This window comes from Guptibacillus hwajinpoensis (assembly GCF_020524165.1).
Lineage (GTDB): Bacteria > Bacillota > Bacilli > Bacillales > Guptibacillaceae > Guptibacillus > Guptibacillus hwajinpoensis_D.
Genome location: NZ_JAIVKU010000007.1, coordinates 165,627 through 185,309, shown reverse-complemented (window position 1 = coordinate 185,309; position 19,683 = coordinate 165,627). Strand labels below are relative to the sequence as shown.

Here is a 19,683-nt window from a genome sequence, read left to right as displayed (position 1 = left end):
TGAAATAATAGCGCATCATGATGAGTTGAGAATAGAAAACATAGACCGATACAGAATGAAGTAAGGAGAGTGGATTGATAATGCAAATTGATAAACTTCGAGGTAAAACTCTAGACCAATTGTTTGAGGCGATTCTTTCATTAAAAGATCTAGAAGAATGTTATTTATTCTTTGATGATTTAGCAACAGTGAATGAAATACAATCTCTCGCTCAGCGATTGGAAGTTGCAAGAATGCTTCGTGAAGGGTTTACTTATCACAAAATTGAAACAGAAACAGGCGCAAGCACAGCGACGATCTCAAGAGTGAAGCGTAGTTTAAACTATGGAAACGACGGCTATCAAATGACGCTTGATCGTGTTCATAATAAGGAGTAGATGAAATGAGCCGGATTCCGGCTCATTTTTTGTTTTGGTTTGAGTAGTACTGTCTATCATGCCATTTAGCAATTTCTCGTAATTATTTAAGAAATCGCGGAAAAATAGGTCGATTTCGCGGAAAAAATCAGATTATCGCGGAATTAATAAGAATTTCGCGGAAATATGGGGTTATGTTAGACGGAGTCCTTTCGAGGCTAAACGCCCACTTCCGCTTTTAGGTGATCCAGCTGCAGTGGGCCAAATCTTCCGGCTGTTTCGCCCAATCGAATGAGACAAAAAGCGTCTCAGTCTCATGGGTTCCAACATCCTGCAGATTTAAACGGGCCCACTTCCGCTTTTCATTGATCCAGCTGCAGTGGGCAGGTCCTCGATCGCTTCAGCATTCCATCCGAACACATAGACCGTGTTCAAATGAAATGCCTCCAGCGCTTGTCGGACCTAAACGCCCACTTCCGCTTTTCATGTATTCTTTGATATAATCCAATTTATGAGGAAAAGTGGGAGGAAGGGTTAGGATGTTTGATTTTAGAGAGTGGAAACATGTGTTTAAGCTGGATCCGAATAAGGAGATTGAGGATTATGATCTTGAGGCGATTTGTGAGTCTGGGACGGATGCAGTGATTGTTGGTGGTAGTGATGGAGTGACGCTGGATCGGACGTTAGATTTACTTGCTAGAATTCGTCGTTACGCGGTACCATGTGCTCTTGAGGTATCGACTGTGGAAGCAGTGACACCTGGATTTGATTTTTATTTTATTCCAACCGTCCTGAATACGGAAGATAGTCGTTGGGTAACAGGCTTGCATCATGAAGCTGTAAAAGATTTTGGTGAGATTATGAATTGGGATGAAATTGTGATGGAAGGGTATTGTATTCTCAATCGGGATTCGAAGGTTGCTGAGCTAACTTCTGCTCATACTAATCTTGATGAAGAAGATGTACTTGCATATGCGCGGATGGCAGAGAAGATGTTCAAACTGCCGATTTTTTATGTGGAATACAGTGGAACCTATGGAGACAAAGACCTTGTGCATAAGGTAAGTCAGGTTCTTGACGAGACGCAACTTTTCTATGGTGGAGGAATTGATTCTTCTGAAAAAGCGAAGGAAATGGCAGCTTTTGCAGATACCGTTATTGTTGGGAATATTATTTACGATAATATCAAACAAGCGCTTAAAACAGTTAATGCTGTGAAAGGAAATTGATTCTCTCCTATCGATCAGGTAAAATAAGTTATAAGAACATATGTTTGTGAGGAGTGCGAAAACATGCAACGAATAGTTGATAAGTTATTAAACGGGTTAAACCCGGAACAACAAGAAGCGGTCAAGCACACGGATGGACCGCTTTTAATTATGGCCGGAGCAGGCAGTGGCAAAACGAGAGTGCTCACGCATCGAATCGCGTACCTTCTTGTTGAAAAACAGGTCTCTCCCTGGAACATCCTTGCGATTACCTTTACAAATAAAGCGGCGCGAGAAATGAGAGAACGAGTGAATTCCATTACAGGCCCGGTTGCCGAAGATATATGGATTTCCACGTTCCACTCGATGTGTGTTCGTATTTTAAGAAGAGACGGAGATCGCATTGGGATTAACCGTAACTTTACGATTCTTGATTCTGGTGACCAGCTAACAGTGATTAAGAAAATTCTGAAGGAACAGAACGTTGATCCTAAGAAATTTGAACCGCGAGGAATTCTAGGTAGTATTAGTTCTGCTAAGAATGAGCTTGAGACGCCGGAAGACTATAAAGCGAACGCAAAAGGCCCATATGAAAGTGTAGTAGCGGATGCGTATGAGCAATATCAGAAGCAGCTCCGTAAAAACCAGGCATTGGACTTCGACGATTTAATTATGCGTACCATTACATTGTTTAAAAAAGTGCCAGAAGTGCTTGAATTTTATCAGCGTAAATTCCAGTACATTCACGTGGACGAGTATCAAGATACGAACAAAGCACAATATGTCCTTGTTAAACTAATGGCTGAGAAATATCAAAACCTTTGCGTTGTAGGTGATTCTGATCAGTCGATTTATCGTTGGCGCGGGGCGGATATTCAGAATATCCTCTCGTTTGAAAAGGACTATCCGAGTGCACGTGCGATTTTCCTTGAGCAAAACTATCGTTCCACAAAGAAAATTCTTCAGGCGGCGAATGTTGTGATTGAGAACAATATGAATCGTAAGCCAAAAAAATTATGGACCGATAACGATGACGGCCCGCATATCACGTATTACCAAGCCAATGATGAACACGATGAGAGTCGCTTTGTAACAGGGAAAATCCTTGATATGGTGAATAGCGGAAAGCGAACGAACTCACAAATAGCAATTCTTTATCGGACGAATGCACAGTCCCGAGTTATTGAGGAAATTTTAAATAAGTCGAACATTCATTACAACATTGTCGGCGGTACAAAGTTCTACGATCGTAAAGAAATCAAAGACGTTCTTGCTTATCTGCGTCTAATTGCAAACCCGGATGATGACATTAGCTTATTAAGAATTGTGAATGTTCCAAAGCGTGGTGTGGGTGCATCAACAATGGATAAAGTAGCACAATATGCGGCAAATCAAGACATATCCATTTTTACAGCTCTTCAAGAAGTGGAACAGATTGGCTTAAGCGCTCGTTTTACCAAGTCACTTAAGACGTTTGGCAATCAAATGGCCAACTGGTCACAGATGCAGGAATATTTAGCTGTGTCCGAGCTCGTTGAAGAAGTGATTGATAAGTCGGGATATCGGGATGCTTTGCGAAATGAGAACACGATTGAATCCCAAACGCGTCTTGAAAATATCGATGAATTTCTATCTGTTACGCAGGAGTTTGAGAAAGCGAGTGAAGACAAGAGCTTGATCGCTTTTCTAACGGACCTCGCCCTCGTTGCAGACATCGATAAGTTGGATGAGGATGAAAACGAGCAGAAGGAAGCTGTTACACTGATGACCCTTCATTCTGCAAAAGGTCTAGAATTCCCTGTCGTTTTCCTTATTGGGATGGAAGAAGGGGTATTTCCGCATAGTCGCTCACTATTCGAGGAAGAAGAAATGGAAGAAGAACGTCGCCTTGCTTATGTAGGTATTACGAGGGCGGAAGAAGAGTTATTTCTAACAAACTCTCGTCTTCGAACACTATACGGAAAAACAAACGCCAATCCGGTTTCTCGCTTTATTGGTGAGATTCCAGAAGAATTGCTTGAAAAGCAAGGACAGGAAAAACCTGCAACACCGTTTGGAGGAGCGAGTTCTCGCTCTTCTTCAAGACCTGCTACTCCGAAAACACCTAGACGTCCTCAACTGACTTCAACAGGAGGAGATTCACTCGATTGGAAGGTAGGAGACAAAGCGAGCCATCGCAAGTGGGGAGTCGGAACGGTTGTTAGCGTGAAAGGTGATGGCGATTCGACCGAGCTTGATATTGCGTTCCCGAATCCAGTTGGCATCAAGCGCTTGTTAGCAAAGTTTGCCCCAATTGAAAAGCAATAGCCATTTTAGAAGGTGAGGTTTGACGATGGAAGAAAAGCAAAAGCGCATCGAAGAGCTTCGTCAGCTCTTAAATCAGTACAACTACGAGTATCATGTGCTGGATCAGCCAAGCGTTCCGGATGCGGAATATGATCGAATGATGAATGAATTAATTAACCTGGAGGAAGAGAATCCAGAACTGAAAACAGAGGATTCTCCATCACAACGCGTCGGCGGTCCTCCGCTAGAGGGCTTTCAAAAAGTTGAACACCGGGTGCCAATGTTAAGTCTTGGAAATGCCTTTGGGGAAGATGACTTGAAGGATTTCGACCGACGTGTACGTGAACGAATTGGCGAAAACTTTTCATATGTATGCGAGTTAAAAATAGACGGTCTTGCAGTCTCCCTTATCTATGAAGATGGCGTACTCGTTCGAGGGGCAACGCGAGGAGATGGTACTGTAGGAGAAGACATCACTCAGAATCTGAAGACCATTCCCGCTATCCCTTTACGACTAAAAGAGAATGTAAGCATGGAGGTTCGTGGTGAGGCCTATATGCCAAAGCCATCCTTTATGAAGCTAAATGAAGCACGTGAGAAGAACGAACAGGATCTTTTTGCTAATCCTCGGAATGCAGCAGCTGGTTCTTTACGCCAACTTGATCCTAAGATTGCCGCTAGCCGTAATCTCTCTATTTTTGTATACGGTGTAGGTACGGTGGAAGGGAAAGAAATTAGCTCCCATTCCAATGGCCTTGATTTCCTAAAGGATCTTGGCTTTAAAACCAATCCTGAATGGAAAAGATGTAACACGATTGAGGATGTCATTGACTTCATTGGGGGCTGGTCAGAGAAGCGACCTGACCTTTCCTATGAAATCGACGGCATTGTTGTCAAAGTAGATGCGCTCAGCCAGCAGGAAGAGCTCGGATTTACGGCAAAGAGTCCTCGTTGGGCAATTGCCTATAAGTTTCCAGCTGAAGAGGTTGTTACGAAACTTCTAGATATTCAACTGAATGTAGGAAGAACGGGTGTTGTAACGCCTACAGCTTTGTTAGAGCCAGTTCTCGTAGCAGGAACTACTGTACAACGGGCGTCTCTTCATAACGAAGATTTGATTCGTGAAAAAGATATAAAAATTGGCGACTATGTCGTTGTTAAAAAAGCAGGTGACATCATCCCTGAGGTCGTTTCTGTTCTAGAGGAGCGTCGGACAGGAGATGAAAAGGCCTTTTCGATGCCTGAGCAGTGCCCAGAGTGTGAAAGCGACCTTGTTCGACTTGAAGAAGAAGTTGCTCTTCGATGCATTAATCCAAAATGCCCAGCTCAGCTCCGAGAAGGTTTGATTCATTTTGTTTCCCGCAATGCGATGAATATTGATGGATTAGGTGAGCGAGTGATAACACAGCTTTTTCGTGAGGAACTAATTCACGATGTAGCTGATATTTACCAGCTCACGCATGACCAGCTTATTGAACTTGAACGCATGGGAGAGAAGTCAGTCTCCAATCTCCTTGAAGCGATTCGCGTGTCAAAAGATAATTCTTTAGAAAAGCTTTTGTTTGGTCTCGGTATACGCCATGTAGGCGCTAAAGCAGCAAGAACGCTTGCCCAACAATTTGGTTCGATGGATAGTCTCGTTCAAGCTAGTATTGAAGATCTTGAAGCGATAAATGAAGTTGGTCAAAAAATGGCTGATTCCGTTGTTCGTTATTTTCAAAACGAAGAGGTCCATGAACTAATTGATGAATTAAAAGATGCTGGTGTCAACATGATTTACAAAGGCCCTAAACCAGTTTCTGTTGAAGAAATTGACTCTGTTTTTGCAGGCAAAACGGTTGTTTTGACTGGTAAACTTGAACAGTTAAGTCGTGGGGAAGCAAAAAAGAAGCTAGAAGAACAAGGTGCAAAGGTAACTGGAAGTGTTAGTAAAAGCACGGACCTTGTGATTGCTGGGGAAGATGCTGGATCGAAGCTTGAGAAGGCAGAGTCACTTGGTATCGACGTATGGAGTGAGAACAGGTTCCTTGAAGAGTTAAACGAATGAGGAGAGGAAAGTAATGCCAAAGAAGCAAACGTTCATCGTTAGTATCATGGCCCTTTCGCTCGTATTATCCGGTTGTGTTCCAAGTTTCATGAAGGGCGAGCAGGACGATGCAGTAAAGGTGAATGATTCAGAAGGCAAAGAAAGTGAAGAAATGATAGTGAGTGAAGATATTAAAACCTCGGAGACTTATTATCGTTCAGTGTTAGAAAAAAATGGGGAGAAAAATTCTCTTGATACATCACAAGTAAGAGGATTGATCACAGCTGGTGTCGACAACCGTCTTGACGTTGATGCGCTTGAAATGGGTTTGATACGACTTTCTCAAGAAAAGTTTGATCCTGAGAAGTATTTCTTTAAAGAAGGACAGCTGTTTGACACAGAGCAAATTCACAGTTGGCTGTATCGTGATAACGGAGTAACAAAAGAAGAAGCTGAAAAAGACAAAGACAAGGAAGTAAATGAAGGTCTGAACCCACAGCTTGGCGTAAAAGAAGATCCTGCTAAGTATGAGCAAGTCATTGAAGCGGAGAAGAAAAACCCTAAATTCCTTTCCTATATCCATGAACAGGATTACTATGTGCAGAATAAAGATGATGAATTACAGCTAGGCGGCATTTCAATCGCCCTGTCGCTTTATTCAGAGTACCCCTATTCTGTTCTTGATGAGAATGGTTTGAAATATACGGGATCAGTAAAGCTAGACAAAAAAGAAGTAGTGACAAAGGCCAAGGATGCCATTAAACCAATCATTCAGAAAATCAGAGCCGAGCATGATGTTCCCATCGTGTTCACCCTTTTCTTAGAACAACCAAGACAATCGGTTGTTCCAGGAAACTTTGTGGCAAGCACCACAGTAGAAAAAGGGAAATCGAGTCCTGAGTCATGGAAAGATTTAAACGAAAAGTACATTGCTTTTCCTTCCTCAGCTGCTGACGAAGAATATCCGGCTGAAGCTGAGAAGTTTGATGACTTCACTCGAGAAATACAGGATTTCTTTCCAAACTTTGTAGGGGTGATTGGAACGGGATTTTACAAACAGGATGAACTGTCTCAGTTAAAAGTGGAGATTCCTATTCAGTTTTATAGCAAAGCGGAAGTGATTTCTTTCACGCAATTTGTTAATGGACTTGTTAAGAAACGAAACGATACTTTTCCACAAGATTTACCCGTTTCGATCTACATTACAAGCAACGGAGAAACGGAAAGTATGATTGTGAAGGATCCTAACGAAGAAGAACCGTTTGTTCATATTTATCAATAACGAAAAGCCCTCCCGGCGTTCCGGGAGGGCTTTTATTAGTTGGATAGTGCTTTTTTTAGCGTTTGGATATTTTGTTTCATTAATGTGAAATACGTTTCATCGTTTTTGATATCTTTCTCTGTTAAGACAGAAAGGTTATGAATGCGAAGCGTCTCAAGACCAAGCTCTTGCTGAACTGCCTTCGCGGGCTTAGGCGTTGCGTTTTGTTCAAAGAGCATGTACTTTAAGTCATAACGTTTCGCTGTTTCAATGATTTCTTCTAATTGTTTTTGTGTTGGTTCTTGGGAGGGTGAAAGGCCAGACACGCTTACTTGCTTAAGTCCATATCGACTTTCCCAGTAGCTATAAGCATCGTGTGAAATGAGGAACTCTTTCTTTGGTGCACTTTCAACCATTTCTTGAAATTCTTTATCTAGTGCTAAAAGTTCTTCTTTTAATGCTACAAAATTAGACTCAAATGTTTCCTGCTTGTCAGGATCAATTTTAATAAGGGCCTTTTTGATATTTTCAGCCTGCTGGATCGCAAGGGTTGGTTCAATCCAAATGTGTGGATTCATATCGCCGTGATCGTGATCGCCGTGCTCTTCATGCTCTTCTTTTGTTTCATCAACATGAATTCCTTCGGCCGATTCAAGAATCATGACATCCTCATTTGCTAGCGTATCTTTAGCAGCATCTGCAAAGCCTTCCATACCGGCACCATTATAAATAAACAAATCGGCTTCAGCAAGTTCGGTCATTGTTCTAGTAGTTGGCTCAAAGCTATGTGCATCGCTACCAGGAGGAACGATCGATTCAGCAGTAACGTTATCTCCCCCTATCCGTTCAGCAAAATATTCGAGTGGATAAAGTGTTGTATAAATAGTGAGCTTGTCATTCGAGCCGGATTCTTCTTGACCACAGGCAACTAGGACAAACGTAGATAATGATAATAAAAGCGTTAGTGTTAAAAAACGACTTTTCATAAGCGATTTTCCCTTCCCTAATTTTCTCTGCCACTTATTATATCGTAATCATTACGTTTTGCAAACAGTAACCTTTACGATTTGTTCTAGTTTATTTGAGAGAAAGTGAAGGAAGAGAGGCGTGAGAAAAAAGAGAAAAAAATAGTTGTGCTTTTTCCCTTTAGGACGGTATGAAAAGAAGTGAAACGCGGCAATCTATAAAAAATATTTCAATTTGAAGGTTAACATTACCAATTGGTGGGTAAATGTTACTAAAGTGTGTCGAACCTTCACATAATCAGGAATTTATTTAAATAAATTTTCTTGAATACTTATGACATAAAAGTTGCTAAAAGAAGGAAATAAACTCCTTTAGTGAATTTTTATTCATTAAAAAGTTTATCATATAATATTTTCATTGTTCTGAAAAATGTTTTGTGATATAGTAATCATTGGTTTGTAAAGGACTAATGGTCTATATTAATAATTTGAATTCACAGGAAAAATGCATAGCTGTGAATATTGACTTTGGAGGGGGTGAAAGTGTGGAATATACCTTAACTACCGCAACATGGTTCTGGTTACTTATACCAATGCCTTTATTAGTCGTATTATCAATAATAACTTTTTTTACCGAAAGGAGAGAATAGTACTCGATGAGTATTGAGACGCCAACGTTAGTCACGTTCATAGTGTACCTAGTCGGTATGCTTGCAATTGGATTGATTGCTTACAAAATGACAAGTAACTTATCTGATTATGTTCTTGGAGGAAGAAGATTAGGTGGATCTGTTGCCGCATTAAGTGCTGGGGCATCAGATATGAGTAGCTGGCTCTTACTAGGTCTACCAGGTGCTATGTATGCAGGTGGTATGAGTCAAATTTGGATTGGGATTGGGCTCGCAATCGGAGCTTACCTGAACTGGCAGTTTGTTGCATCACGTCTTCGCCGTTATACTGAGGTGGCGAATGATTCCATAACGGTTCCTGACTACCTTGAGAATCGTTTCCGTGATGGATCGAAAGCACTTCGCGTGATTTCTGCAATTGTCATTCTTGTATTCTTTACGTTCTATACGTCTTCAGGTCTTGTTGGGGGCGCAATCCTGTTTGAAAGCTCGTTTGGCATGAGCTATGAAAGCGCATTGTGGATCGGTGCAATTGTTATTATTTCTTATACGTTCCTCGGTGGTTTCTTAGCGGTAAGCTGGACAGATTTCTTCCAGGGAATACTTATGTTCCTTGCACTCGTTATCGTACCAATTGTTGCTTTAAATGAAATGGGCGGTTGGAATGAAACGGTAAATCAAGTTGGTGCAGCGGATACAACTTACCTTGATATCTTTACTGGTATGAGTTTTATGGGAATCATTTCCCTACTTGGTTGGGGACTTGGTTACTTTGGTCAGCCTCACATTATCACTCGTTTTATGGCTGTTAAATCGTCCAAAGAAATTCCAAAAGCACGCCTTGTTGGTATGTCTTGGATGGTTCTATCATTATTTGGTGCAATTTTCACTGGTTTCATCGGTATTGCATACTTTAATGCTGGACTTGAGAACTCTGAAACCGTCTTTATCGAATTTACGCAAGTTCTCTTTAATCCATGGGTATCTGGCTTCTTGCTTGCTGCAATTCTTTCTGCGATTATGAGTACCATTGACTCTCAGCTACTTGTATCTTCAAGTGCTGTTGCAGAGGACTTTTACAAAGCGATCCTTCGTAAAAATGCAAGCCAAACTGAGCTTGTATGGGTAGGTCGTATCGCGGTATTAGCTATTGCGCTACTTGCCATCCTGCTTGCTTATAACCCTGATAGCAGTGTTCTTGATCTTGTAAGTTATGCATGGGCCGGTTTTGGTGCTGCATTTGGACCTGTTATCATACTGAGTCTATTCTGGAAACGTATGACGCGTAATGGTGCCCTTGCTGGTATCATCACAGGTGCCGTGATCGTTATTCTATGGGCTCAACTTTCAGGCGGACTATTTGATCTTTACGAACTTATTCCAGGCTTTATCTTTGCTTGGATTGCCGTTATGGTATTTAGCTTTGTTGGTAAAGAACCAGGCGAAGAAATTGAAGCTGAATTTGAAGAAGCAAGAACATCTAAACTATAATCCGTTTTTCAAAGACTCATCCCACTGCGGGATGAGTCTTTTTTCAAGTAGGTGTAGAAATGTAGGGACTGCCACGTATTGTATCTTAGTAATGGTTATCATTAAGGTATAGCTTAAACAAACGTTTGATTAACCATGGTTAATCAAACGTTTGTTTAAAATTGGATTGAACGGCGTTCTGTTGCTTAATGAAGCTTGTTTTTGGTATCATCTATATATTGCAGGTTGTTCGAAATTTGTGGAGGTGAAAGATATGTCCAGAATTACCAAAGAAGAGGTTAAGCACGTAGCAAACCTCGCAAGACTTGAAATGGATGAGGCAGAGGTTGAAAAGTTTACTACTCAGCTAGATGACATTATTTCGATGGCAGAGCAGTTGAATGAATTAGATACAGAGAACGTTGAGCCTACAACACACGTTCTTGATTTGAAAAATGTACTTCGTGAAGATAAAGTACAGCCGTGGTTATCTCGTGAGGAAGCATTGAAGAATGCACCGGATCAAGCGAACGGTCAAGTAAAAGTACCATCAATATTTGAGTAAGGGAGGCAACGTCCTTGTTTGATAAAAGCATAAGTGAGCTTCACAGCTTGCTTCATAAGAAAGAATTATCCGTCAGTGAACTTGTTCAGACTTCGTTTGATCGCATTCATACAGTCGACGAAAAGGTAAAAGCATTCATGACGTTAAATGAAGAAGGAGCCATGCAAGCTGCAAAAGCACTTGATGGAAAGCTCGGAACAGAAGAGGCGAGAGGACTTCTCTTTGGTCTCCCTGTCGGTGTGAAAGATAATATCGTAACGAAGGGTCTTCGCACAACTGCATCAAGTCAACTTCTTAGTAACTTCGAACCATTACATAATGCAACGGTAGTTGAGCGCTTAAATGCAGCGGAAACAATTACTGTTGGAAAGTTGAATATGGACGAGTTCGCTATGGGATCCTCCAATGAGAACTCCGGTTATTTTGGCACGCGTAACCCATGGAATACAGACTACGTTCCAGGCGGATCAAGCGGTGGTTCAGCTGCCTCTGTTGCGGCAGGAGAAGTCTTCTTCTCTCTTGGATCAGATACAGGTGGTTCGATTCGTCAACCAGCTGCCTTTTGTGGTGTTGTTGGATTAAAACCTACGTACGGTCTTGTATCACGTTTTGGCCTAATTGCTTTTGCTTCATCTCTTGATCAGATTGGACCAATTACAAATACAGTAGAAGATAATGCGTATCTCCTTCAATCGATTGCTGGTCATGACAAAATGGATTCAACTTCAGCAAATGTTGATGTTCCAGATTACCTCTCAAGCTTAACTGGTGATGTAAAAGGTCTACGCATTGCTGTACCGAAAGAATACCTTGCTGAAGGTGTAGATGAAGATGTGAAGAACAGCGTCCTTCAATCACTTAAAAAGCTTGAAGAGCTTGGTGCAACTTGGGATGAGGTATCACTTCCGCACTCAAAATATGCCGTAGCAACATACTACCTTCTTTCTTCTTCAGAAGCATCAGCGAACCTTGCTCGCTTTGACGGAGTCCGATATGGTGTTCGAGCTGAAGCTGAGAATCTTCTTGATCTTTATAAGAAAACAAGAAGCGAAGGCTTTGGCGACGAAGTGAAGCGACGTATTATGCTTGGTACGTTTGCGCTTAGCTCTGGCTACTATGATGCTTATTATAAGAAAGCACAAAAAGTCCGTACGCTAATCAAGAATGACTTTGAAAAAGTATTTGAAGATTACGATGTGATTATCGGACCTACAACGCCGACACCGGCCTTTAAAGTAGGCGAGAAGATTGATAACCCGCTAACAATGTATGCGAACGATATTCTCACAATCCCGGTTAACCTTGCAGGGGTTCCTGCGATTTCCGTACCTTGTGGATTATCAAATGGCCTACCTGTTGGACTTCAAATAATCGGAAAGCACTTTGATGAAAAGACCGTTTATCGCGTAGCTCATGCATTTGAGCAAGCAACGGATCATCATAAGGCTAAACCAGAGCTGTAAGGGGTGACGACTGAAAATGAATTTTGAAACTATTATTGGTCTGGAAGTTCACTCAGAACTGAAGACAAACACAAAGATTTTCTGTAATTGTTCAACGAATTTCGGTGCGCCGCCTAACACGAACGTTTGCCCGATCTGTCTTGGCCATCCTGGTGTTCTTCCAGTGATGAACGAGCAGGCCGTTGATTTTGCGATGCGTGCGGCAATGGCACTGAACTGTGAAATTGCAGAAGATACAAAGTTTGACCGTAAAAACTATTTCTATCCAGATAACCCGAAAGCTTATCAGATCTCTCAATATGATAAGCCGATCGGTGAAAACGGATGGATTGATATTGAAGTAAACGGCAAAACAAAACGTATTGGGATTACCCGTCTACACCTTGAAGAAGATGCTGGTAAACTTACGCACGTTGATGGCGAGAACCACTCTCTTGTCGATTTCAACCGTCAGGGTACTCCACTAGTTGAGATCGTATCTGAGCCGGATATCCGTACACCAGAAGAAGCGTATGCTTATCTTGAGAAGCTCAAAGCGATTCTTCAATATACGGAAGTGTCTGACTGTAAAATGGAAGAAGGATCTCTTCGCTGTGATGCGAACCTTTCTCTTCGTCCATATGGTCAGGAAGAGTTTGGTACGAAAACAGAGCTTAAGAACTTGAACTCATTCGCTAACGTACAGAAAGGTCTTCAATATGAAGAAGTACGTCAGGAGAAAGAACTTCTTGCAGGAAACGTGATCGGTCAGGAAACGCGTCGTTACGACGAAGCTGGCAAGAAAACGATTCTCATGCGTGTGAAAGAAGGATCTGACGACTACCGCTACTTCCCAGAACCAGACCTTGTTCGTCTAGCGATCAATAAAGAATGGATGGACCGCGTTCGTGCAGATATTCCAGAGCTTCCAGATGCTCGTCGTGAGCGCTATGTGAAGGAGTATGATCTTCCAGAGTATGATGCGATGGTCCTTACTCAGTCCAAGAAAATGTCGGACTTCTTTGAAGTAGCGATTGGTCAGGGAGCTGATCCGAAGCAGACCTCCAACTGGCTGATGGGTGAAGTGTCTGCTTACTTGAATGCAAACTACAAAGAAATTGATGAAGTAGCCTTAACGCCAGAAGGCCTCGGCAAGCTAATTTCTCTTATTGAAAAGGGAACAATTTCTTCTAAGATTGCGAAGAAAGTATTCAAAGATCTGATCGAAAAAGGCGGAGATCCTGAACAGATCGTAAAAGACAAAGGCCTCGTTCAAATTTCTGACGAAGGCGAGCTTCGTTCCATCGTTTCAGGTATTCTTGACGAGAACGAACAATCTATTGAAGACTACAAAAACGGGAAAGACCGTGCACTCGGCTTCCTTGTTGGTCAAGTGATGAAAGCTACTAAAGGGAAAGCAAACCCTCCAATGGTTAACAAGCTTATTGTAGAAGAAATGGATAAGCGCTAAATGGCAAAACCCTCCCGTTGTGGAGGGTTTTTTTATGTCTAAAGAAGAGGTGAAGCATGTTCACCTTATTCACTTATTTTCGGCTTTGCTTTTTTTTAGGGAAAAGCCTATAATCAGAACAGAAGGTTAATCGGTGGGAAACGGTCACGAGAATGTGGGCGTTTTTTGTTTGCGACTATCATATAAATGAGTTACGAGGACACTTAAAATGCCGCGTGCTTTGATATGCTTTAAGATTGAACGAATACAAACATTCTGCATGAAGAATTAAGATAGAGAAGATAGGATGATGAAGGATGAAACGTGCGAGACTAATCTATAATCCAACGTCCGGAAGAGAACAAGTGAAAAGGTCACTGCCATATATTCTCGAACGCCTTGAAAAAAATGGGTACGAGACATCTGCCCATGCAACTACATGTGAAGGCGATGCAACAGAAGCGGCGCGCATTGCCGTAGACCGTCGATTTGATCTTGTGATCGCAGCAGGTGGAGATGGAACAATTTATGAAGTAATCAACGGTATCGCTGAACAGCCATATCGCCCGAAGATGGGGATTATTCCAGTTGGTACAACCAATGACTTTGCGCGAGCCATTGGCGTTCCACGTACCATTGAAGGGGCGATGGACGTCCTTTGCAATGGTCTTGAAATGCCTATTGATATCGGTCGAGTAAACGAGCATTACTTTATCAACATCGCAGGTGGCGGACGCCTGACAGAATTAACGTATGAAGTACCAAGTAAGCTTAAAACCATGCTTGGCCAGCTAGCTTACTATATGAAAGGCATTGAGATGCTTCCATCGATTCGCCCTGCAAGAACCAGGATTGAATACGACGGTAAGCTTTTTGAAGGTGAAATTATGCTTTTCCTTGTTTCAAACTCAAACTCCATCGGCGGATTTGAGAAGCTGGCACCACATGCGTCGTTGAATGATGGACTATTCGATCTTATGATTCTAAAGAAGACGAACATCGCAGAATTCATTCGGATCGCAAGCAGTGCATTACGCGGTGATCATATCAATGATCCAAATGTGGTCTACAAAAAAGCAAGTCACATTAAAGTGGAATCAGTTGATAAAATGCAGCTCAACCTGGACGGAGAGTACGGTGGCCCGCTTCCAGCTGAGTTCACGAACTTATACCGTCACATTACGATGATTGTTCCAAAAGAAACGAGCGAGAAACATACAAATGAAGAAGAAGCCGCGCATAAGCGCGCCATTTCTGGTGAGTAGAAATGAAGGAGAGAAGTCAGAGACGATGAGCTCTGGCTTTTTCTGTTGTTCTTGGGGTTATGAGGATGGAAGTAGGTTGTGAATTCGGGGTGGCCAATATCATTCAATTTTGGCCAATAAACCACGCTATTGCGACCACTAGGCACACCGAATACGACCCGCGCTCTTTCATTTCGCGATCTTGCCACACTGTGGTACAATTTTTGTACATGAAATCGACCGGAAAAGGACGGAAACCTAATGAGTAATCAAGAAGTACCTGTAAAAAAGAATGACGTTGTCGAAGTAGAGTTCAGAGACATTTCCCATGATGGGGCAGGCGTTGCGAAAGTAGATGGATACACGCTTTTCGTTCCGTATGGTATTCCGGGCGAAACCGCGGACGTGAAAGTAATTAAAACAAAGAAAGGCTACGGCTTCGGTAAGCTGGTTGATGTAAAAGTTGAGAGCGAAGACCGCAATACCCCGCCATGCCCGATCTTCTATCAGTGTGGCGGCTGTCAAACACAGCACATGACGTACGATAGCCAGTTGAAATTCAAGCACAAGCAAGTTCAAGACGTAATGGAGCGCATCGCCAAGATCGATGTACCCGTTCACCCTGTGCTTGGCATGGAAGATCCATGGCGCTACCGCAACAAAGCGCAGGTTCCAGTAGGTGAGCAGAATGGAAAAATCGTTGCAGGCTTCTACCAGCAGCGCAGTCACCAGATTATCGACATGGACCAGTGCCTCATTCAAGAGCAGGAAAACGATGAAGTTCTACGCGTTGTGAAAGAGATTGCTGAAAAGTACGGCATCCGTGCGTACGACGAGCGCTCACATCGCGGAACGCTTAGACACGTTGTTGCAAAATACGGAAAGCGAACAGACGACATCATGGTTGTCATCGTAACCAAGAACAAAGACTTGCCGAATCGTAAGAACATTATAAAAGACATCACTGAGCAACTTCCGAAAGTGAAATCAATTGTTCAAAACGTGAATCCAAAGCGCACAAACGTGATCTTTGGTGACGAAACCCGCGTCCTATGGGGATCACCATACATTTACGATACGATCGGCGACATTAAATTCGCGATCTCAGCTCGCTCATTCTATCAAGTAAACCCCGATCAAACGAAGGTCCTTTATGATCAGGCGCTTGAATACGCTGGACTGACTGGGAATGAAACGGTCATCGATGCTTATTGTGGGATCGGTACGATTTCCCTGTTCCTTGCGAAAAAAGCGAAGCAAGTGTATGGCGTTGAAATCGTACCAGAAGCGATTGAAGATGCGAAGCGTAATGCTGAACTAAACGGCATCACAAACGCAGAGTTTGCCGTTGGTGAAGCAGAGAACGTCATCCCAGACTGGAAAGAGCAGGGCATCAAGCCTGACGTGATCGTCGTTGACCCACCACGTAAAGGGTGTGACGAAGCGCTCCTTCAAACAATTATTGATATGAAGCCTGAGAAAGTCGTTTATGTATCCTGTAACCCGGCAACGCTAGCTCGGGACCTGCGCATCCTAGAAGATGGTGGGTTTGAAACAAAGGAAGTTCAGCCGGTTGATATGTTTCCACATACGACGCACGTCGAGTGCGTAGCCGTACTAGAGCTATAATAAACTTCACAAAATCCCACCTTAACTTCAAAGTTAAGGTGGGATTTTAATTAGTTGCAATAAAGTATTCGGTTTATAGGAGGATACGTCTCTATAATTGTTATGCCTGTTGAAATCATATTTTGTGAAATCGAATAGAGTGCAATTAAATTGAACGGAATATAGAGGTATGATATGGTTTAGGCGTGAAGCACTATCGTATTCTAGAAGGAGTGAGGTTTACGTGACTATTACGTTTACGGACGCTGCAATTGAACATTTAAATACAGAGGATCACGTAGCTTTTCAGCTGAATCCTAGTTTAGGTGGATGTAGTATTGGTGCGGATTGGATCACATTTAAAGCTTTGTCTTCCAAAGAAGCACAGGCAGGCGAGAAGTTGGTAGAGACTAATTATAAGCCTGTGGTTTTAGGAGTTAAGCACGAATCCTTTTTTAAAGAAGATATGATCATTGATTACTCTAGTAAAAGAAATGCATATATGTTAAAAAGCAAAAGTGAAATTCTCAGTTCTCATTTGCCATTAGAAAAGTAATTAAATTTAAGTGTGTAAACGTAAGAATTGAAAGAATCATATTCGTAAAAAAAAGCACCATCTCAAACGCTTAGAAGCGTATGAGATGGTGCTTTTTTGATTTATTAAGCGTTAGACGCCATCTTATTCTTGCTTGCTTTAAGATCAAAACGATCCGCATTCATAATCTTCACCCATGCCGACACAAAGTCGCGCACGAATTTCTCTTTATTGTCTTCTTGTGCATAGACTTCTGCATAAGCACGAAGGATGGAGTTTGAACCGAAGACAAGGTCAACGCGTGAAGCGGTGCGTACGAGTTCGCCTGTTTTGCGGTCACGGCCTTCGTATTCATTAAAGCCAGCTGGCTTCCATTCAATGCCCATGTCGAGTAGGTTCACAAAGAAGTCGTTCGTTAGTGTACCAACGCGTTCAGTGAACACGCCATGCTTCGTACCCTTGTGGTTTGTTCCGAGTACGCGCATACCGCCAATGAGCACAGTCATTTCGGGAGCAGTCAGACCAAGAAGTTGGGATTTGTCGACGAGTAGCTCTTCTGGACTTAACGTGTATTCCTTCTTCTGATAGTTACGGAAGCCGTCAGCCATTGGCTCTAATACGTCAAAGCTTTCAGCATCTGTTTGTTCTTCCGTTGCATCCCCTCGTCCTGGTGCGAATGGAACAGTGATGTCAACACCAGCATCTTTAGCCGCTTTCTCTACAGCTGCACTACCTCCAAGAACAATCAAATCAGCAAGGCTAACTTTTTTATCAAGTTTACTTTGGATTTTCTCATATACGGATAGTACTTTTGATAATTGTTCTGGCTCGTTTACATCCCAGTTCTTTTGTGGCTCTAAGCGGATACGCGCACCATTAGCACCACCGCGATAATCAGAGCCGCGATACGTACTTGCAGAAGCCCAAGCTGTTGTCACAAGCTCGCTGACGCTTAATCCGGAGTCGAGGATATTAGCTTTCAGGTTTTCAACCTCAGCAGCAGTCAATTCATAGTCAACATTCGGGATTGGATCTTGCCAGATCAAATCTTCCTGTGGTACTTCAGGGCCAAGGTATCTTTCTTTTGGTCCCATGTCACGGTGAAGTAACTTGAACCACGCCCGTGCAAAAGTGTCAGCGAAATATTCGATATCCTCATGGAAGCGACGTGAAATTTTTTCATAGATTTCATCTTCACGAAGCGCCATATCTGCTGTTGTCATCATTGTATTCACTTTGATGGAAGGATCTTCAGCATCTGGTGCAAGGTGCTCTGGTTTAGGATTCACAGGCTTCCATTGGTGTGCACCTGCAGGGCTTTTTGTTAATTCCCACTCATATCCGAATAGTAAGTCATAGTAGCCGTTATCCCATTTTGTTGGATTAGCAGTCCATGCGCCGTCTACACCACTTGTAATCGTGTCACGACCTTTTCCGCTTCCGTAAGAGTTCTTCCAACCAAAGCCTTGCTCTTCAATATCAGCAGCTTCCGGGGCGGCTCCAACGTGAGCTTCAGCGTCTCCTGCTCCGTGCCCCTTACCAAACGTGTGACCACCAGCAATCAAGGCAACTGTTTCTTCATCATTCATTCCCATACGCGCAAATGTTTCACGAATGTCACGTGCACTTCCTAGTGGGTCTGGTTCGCCATTTGGTCCTTCAGGATTAACATAAATAAGACCCATTTGAACGGCAGCTAGCGGGCTTTCAAGCTCGCGGTCGCCTGAATAACGGTTGTCACCTAGCCACTCTTTCTCGGTACCCCAATAAATATCTTCTTCTGGATGCCACACGTCTTCGCGTCCTCCGGCAAAACCAAATGTGTTCAAGCCCATTGATTCAAGGGCAACGTTACCCGTGATGACGAGGAGGTCAGCCCAAGAAATCTTATTTCCATACTTTTGCTTAATTGGCCAAAGAAGACGACGTGCTTTATCAAGGCTCGCGTTATCAGGCCAGCTGTTCAGTGGTGCAAAACGCTGTGAACCAGTAGCGCCGCCGCCACGTCCGTCACCAGTACGATATGTACCTGCTGCGTGCCATGACATACGGATGAAGAGAGGTCCATAATGTCCGTAATCAGCTGGCCACCAGTCCTGGCTGTCGGTCATTAAGTCACGAAGATCCTGCTTCAGTGCGTAATAGTCCAGCTTTTTGAATTCTTCAGCATAGTCAAAGTCTTCACCCATAGGATTGCTTTTGCGATCATGCTGTTGAAGGAGGTGTAAGTTTAACTGGTTTGGCCACCAGTCTTTATTCGTTGTTCCGACTTTTGTCGTTGTAATCGCGCTATCTTCCTTCGTTTGGCCATGAGAGACAGGACATTTCCCAGCTTGGCTGTTGTGCATTTCGTTATTATCCATATTTCAATCTCCTTTCGAATGTAAGAAAATTAATTGTAACTCCTATTAGATTATAATTATAATAAATTAATAATCATTTTGGAAGAGTTGTGAACTAATTTTCACAAAATATTTTCAAAACGACGACGGATAAAGCGGTTACAATTAATGAAAAAGAAGACTAGTAAATGATGTAACTAGAAGGTGGAAGAAGATGTGCAAATGTTTAATTCTATTTATCCCCTTAACTATATACTTTCGATCTATTTTCGAGTTTACCTCTTTCAAAAAAAAGT

At 42.6% G+C, this 19,683-nt stretch carries 14 protein-coding genes; 12 read left to right on the top strand and 2 right to left on the bottom strand.

The window, feature by feature from the left end; genetic code table 11:
• Positions 1–80: 80 nt before the first annotated feature.
• From LC090_RS20145 to LC090_RS20125, 5 genes are all read left to right on the top strand, one after another.
• Positions 81–377, top strand: coding sequence for a YerC/YecD family TrpR-related protein (locus LC090_RS20145; RefSeq protein ID WP_136948324.1), 297 nt, complete (start codon positions 81–83; stop codon positions 375–377).
• A gap of 518 nt (positions 378–895) precedes the next feature.
• A complete protein-coding gene (locus LC090_RS20140; protein ID WP_226659939.1) occupies positions 896–1,585 on the top strand; it encodes a heptaprenylglyceryl phosphate synthase in 690 nt (229 codons plus the stop codon).
• Between the two features lie 63 nt (positions 1,586–1,648).
• Positions 1,649–3,871: a DNA helicase PcrA gene (gene pcrA, locus LC090_RS20135; RefSeq protein WP_226659938.1), complete on the top strand. Its 2,223-nt coding sequence runs from the start codon at positions 1,649–1,651 to the stop codon at positions 3,869–3,871.
• A 25-nt stretch (positions 3,872–3,896) separates the two neighbouring features.
• The gene (ligA, locus tag LC090_RS20130) at positions 3,897–5,897 is read left to right on the top strand and encodes an NAD-dependent DNA ligase LigA (RefSeq protein ID WP_226659937.1); all 2,001 of its coding nucleotides are present in this window, start codon (positions 3,897–3,899) and stop codon (positions 5,895–5,897) included.
• 13 nt (positions 5,898–5,910) lie between these two features.
• A complete protein-coding gene (locus tag LC090_RS20125) occupies positions 5,911–7,158 on the top strand; it encodes a CamS family sex pheromone protein (protein ID WP_226659936.1) in 1,248 nt (415 codons plus the stop codon).
• A 35-nt stretch (positions 7,159–7,193) separates the two neighbouring features.
• Here the strand turns inward: LC090_RS20125 and LC090_RS20120 are convergent, their stop codons facing one another.
• Positions 7,194–8,123 (bottom strand): metal ABC transporter substrate-binding protein, encoded by a 930-nt coding sequence (locus LC090_RS20120; protein ID WP_226659935.1) that lies wholly within the window; start codon positions 8,121–8,123, stop codon positions 7,194–7,196.
• A 635-nt stretch (positions 8,124–8,758) separates the two neighbouring features.
• On the opposite strand from LC090_RS20120, the gene putP reads away from it, so the two are divergent.
• The 7 genes from putP to LC090_RS20085 all read left to right on the top strand — a co-directional run bounded on the left by putP (position 8,759) and on the right by LC090_RS20085 (position 17,066).
• Positions 8,759–10,222 carry a sodium/proline symporter PutP gene (gene putP / locus LC090_RS20115; RefSeq protein ID WP_226659934.1) on the top strand — a complete coding sequence of 488 codons (1,464 nt, stop codon included), beginning with the start codon at positions 8,759–8,761 and terminating at the stop codon, positions 10,220–10,222.
• 253 nt (positions 10,223–10,475) lie between these two features.
• Complete coding sequence (gatC, locus tag LC090_RS20110) at positions 10,476–10,766, top strand: Asp-tRNA(Asn)/Glu-tRNA(Gln) amidotransferase subunit GatC (protein ID WP_226659933.1); 291 nt, start codon at positions 10,476–10,478, stop codon at positions 10,764–10,766.
• A 14-nt stretch (positions 10,767–10,780) separates the two neighbouring features.
• The gene (gatA, locus tag LC090_RS20105; protein WP_224599249.1) at positions 10,781–12,229 is read left to right on the top strand and encodes an Asp-tRNA(Asn)/Glu-tRNA(Gln) amidotransferase subunit GatA; all 1,449 of its coding nucleotides are present in this window, start codon (positions 10,781–10,783) and stop codon (positions 12,227–12,229) included.
• Positions 12,230–12,245: 16 nt separating this feature from the next.
• The gene (gene gatB / locus LC090_RS20100) at positions 12,246–13,679 is read left to right on the top strand and encodes an Asp-tRNA(Asn)/Glu-tRNA(Gln) amidotransferase subunit GatB (RefSeq protein WP_226659932.1); all 1,434 of its coding nucleotides are present in this window, start codon (positions 12,246–12,248) and stop codon (positions 13,677–13,679) included.
• A gap of 296 nt (positions 13,680–13,975) precedes the next feature.
• Positions 13,976–14,923: a diacylglycerol kinase gene (locus LC090_RS20095; RefSeq protein ID WP_226659931.1), complete on the top strand. Its 948-nt coding sequence runs from the start codon at positions 13,976–13,978 to the stop codon at positions 14,921–14,923.
• Positions 14,924–15,163: 240 nt separating this feature from the next.
• Positions 15,164–16,531, top strand: coding sequence for a 23S rRNA (uracil(1939)-C(5))-methyltransferase RlmD (gene rlmD / locus LC090_RS20090; protein WP_226659930.1), 1,368 nt, complete (start codon positions 15,164–15,166; stop codon positions 16,529–16,531).
• A gap of 223 nt (positions 16,532–16,754) precedes the next feature.
• Positions 16,755–17,066 (top strand): iron-sulfur cluster biosynthesis family protein, encoded by a 312-nt coding sequence (locus tag LC090_RS20085; protein ID WP_226659929.1) that lies wholly within the window; start codon positions 16,755–16,757, stop codon positions 17,064–17,066.
• 104 nt (positions 17,067–17,170) lie between these two features.
• On the opposite strand, the gene katG is transcribed toward LC090_RS20085, so the two are convergent.
• A complete protein-coding gene (gene katG, locus LC090_RS20080; RefSeq protein ID WP_226659928.1) occupies positions 17,171–19,408 on the bottom strand; it encodes a catalase/peroxidase HPI in 2,238 nt (745 codons plus the stop codon).
• Between the last annotated feature and the right edge of the window lie 275 nt (positions 19,409–19,683).

Bases quoted from the DNA above. Each gene is read 5' to 3' on its own strand.
- rlmD (WP_226659930.1), top strand. From the start codon at position 15,164: ATGAGTAATCAAGAAGTACCTGTAAAAAAGAATGACGTTGTCGAAGTA.
- gatB (WP_226659932.1), top strand. From the start codon at position 12,246: ATGAATTTTGAAACTATTATTGGTCTGGAAGTTCACTCAGAACTGAAG.
- LC090_RS20145 (WP_136948324.1), top strand. From the start codon at position 81: ATGCAAATTGATAAACTTCGAGGTAAAACTCTAGACCAATTGTTTGAG.
- pcrA (WP_226659938.1), top strand. From the start codon at position 1,649: ATGCAACGAATAGTTGATAAGTTATTAAACGGGTTAAACCCGGAACAA.
- gatC (WP_226659933.1), top strand. From the start codon at position 10,476: ATGTCCAGAATTACCAAAGAAGAGGTTAAGCACGTAGCAAACCTCGCA.
- LC090_RS20120 (WP_226659935.1), bottom strand. From the start codon at position 8,123: ATGAAAAGTCGTTTTTTAACACTAACGCTTTTATTATCATTATCTACG.
- LC090_RS20125 (WP_226659936.1), top strand. From the start codon at position 5,911: ATGCCAAAGAAGCAAACGTTCATCGTTAGTATCATGGCCCTTTCGCTC.
- putP (WP_226659934.1), top strand. From the start codon at position 8,759: ATGAGTATTGAGACGCCAACGTTAGTCACGTTCATAGTGTACCTAGTC.
- LC090_RS20095 (WP_226659931.1), top strand. From the start codon at position 13,976: ATGAAACGTGCGAGACTAATCTATAATCCAACGTCCGGAAGAGAACAA.
- LC090_RS20140 (WP_226659939.1), top strand. From the start codon at position 896: ATGTTTGATTTTAGAGAGTGGAAACATGTGTTTAAGCTGGATCCGAAT.
- ligA (WP_226659937.1), top strand. From the start codon at position 3,897: ATGGAAGAAAAGCAAAAGCGCATCGAAGAGCTTCGTCAGCTCTTAAAT.
- katG (WP_226659928.1), bottom strand. From the start codon at position 19,408: ATGGATAATAACGAAATGCACAACAGCCAAGCTGGGAAATGTCCTGTC.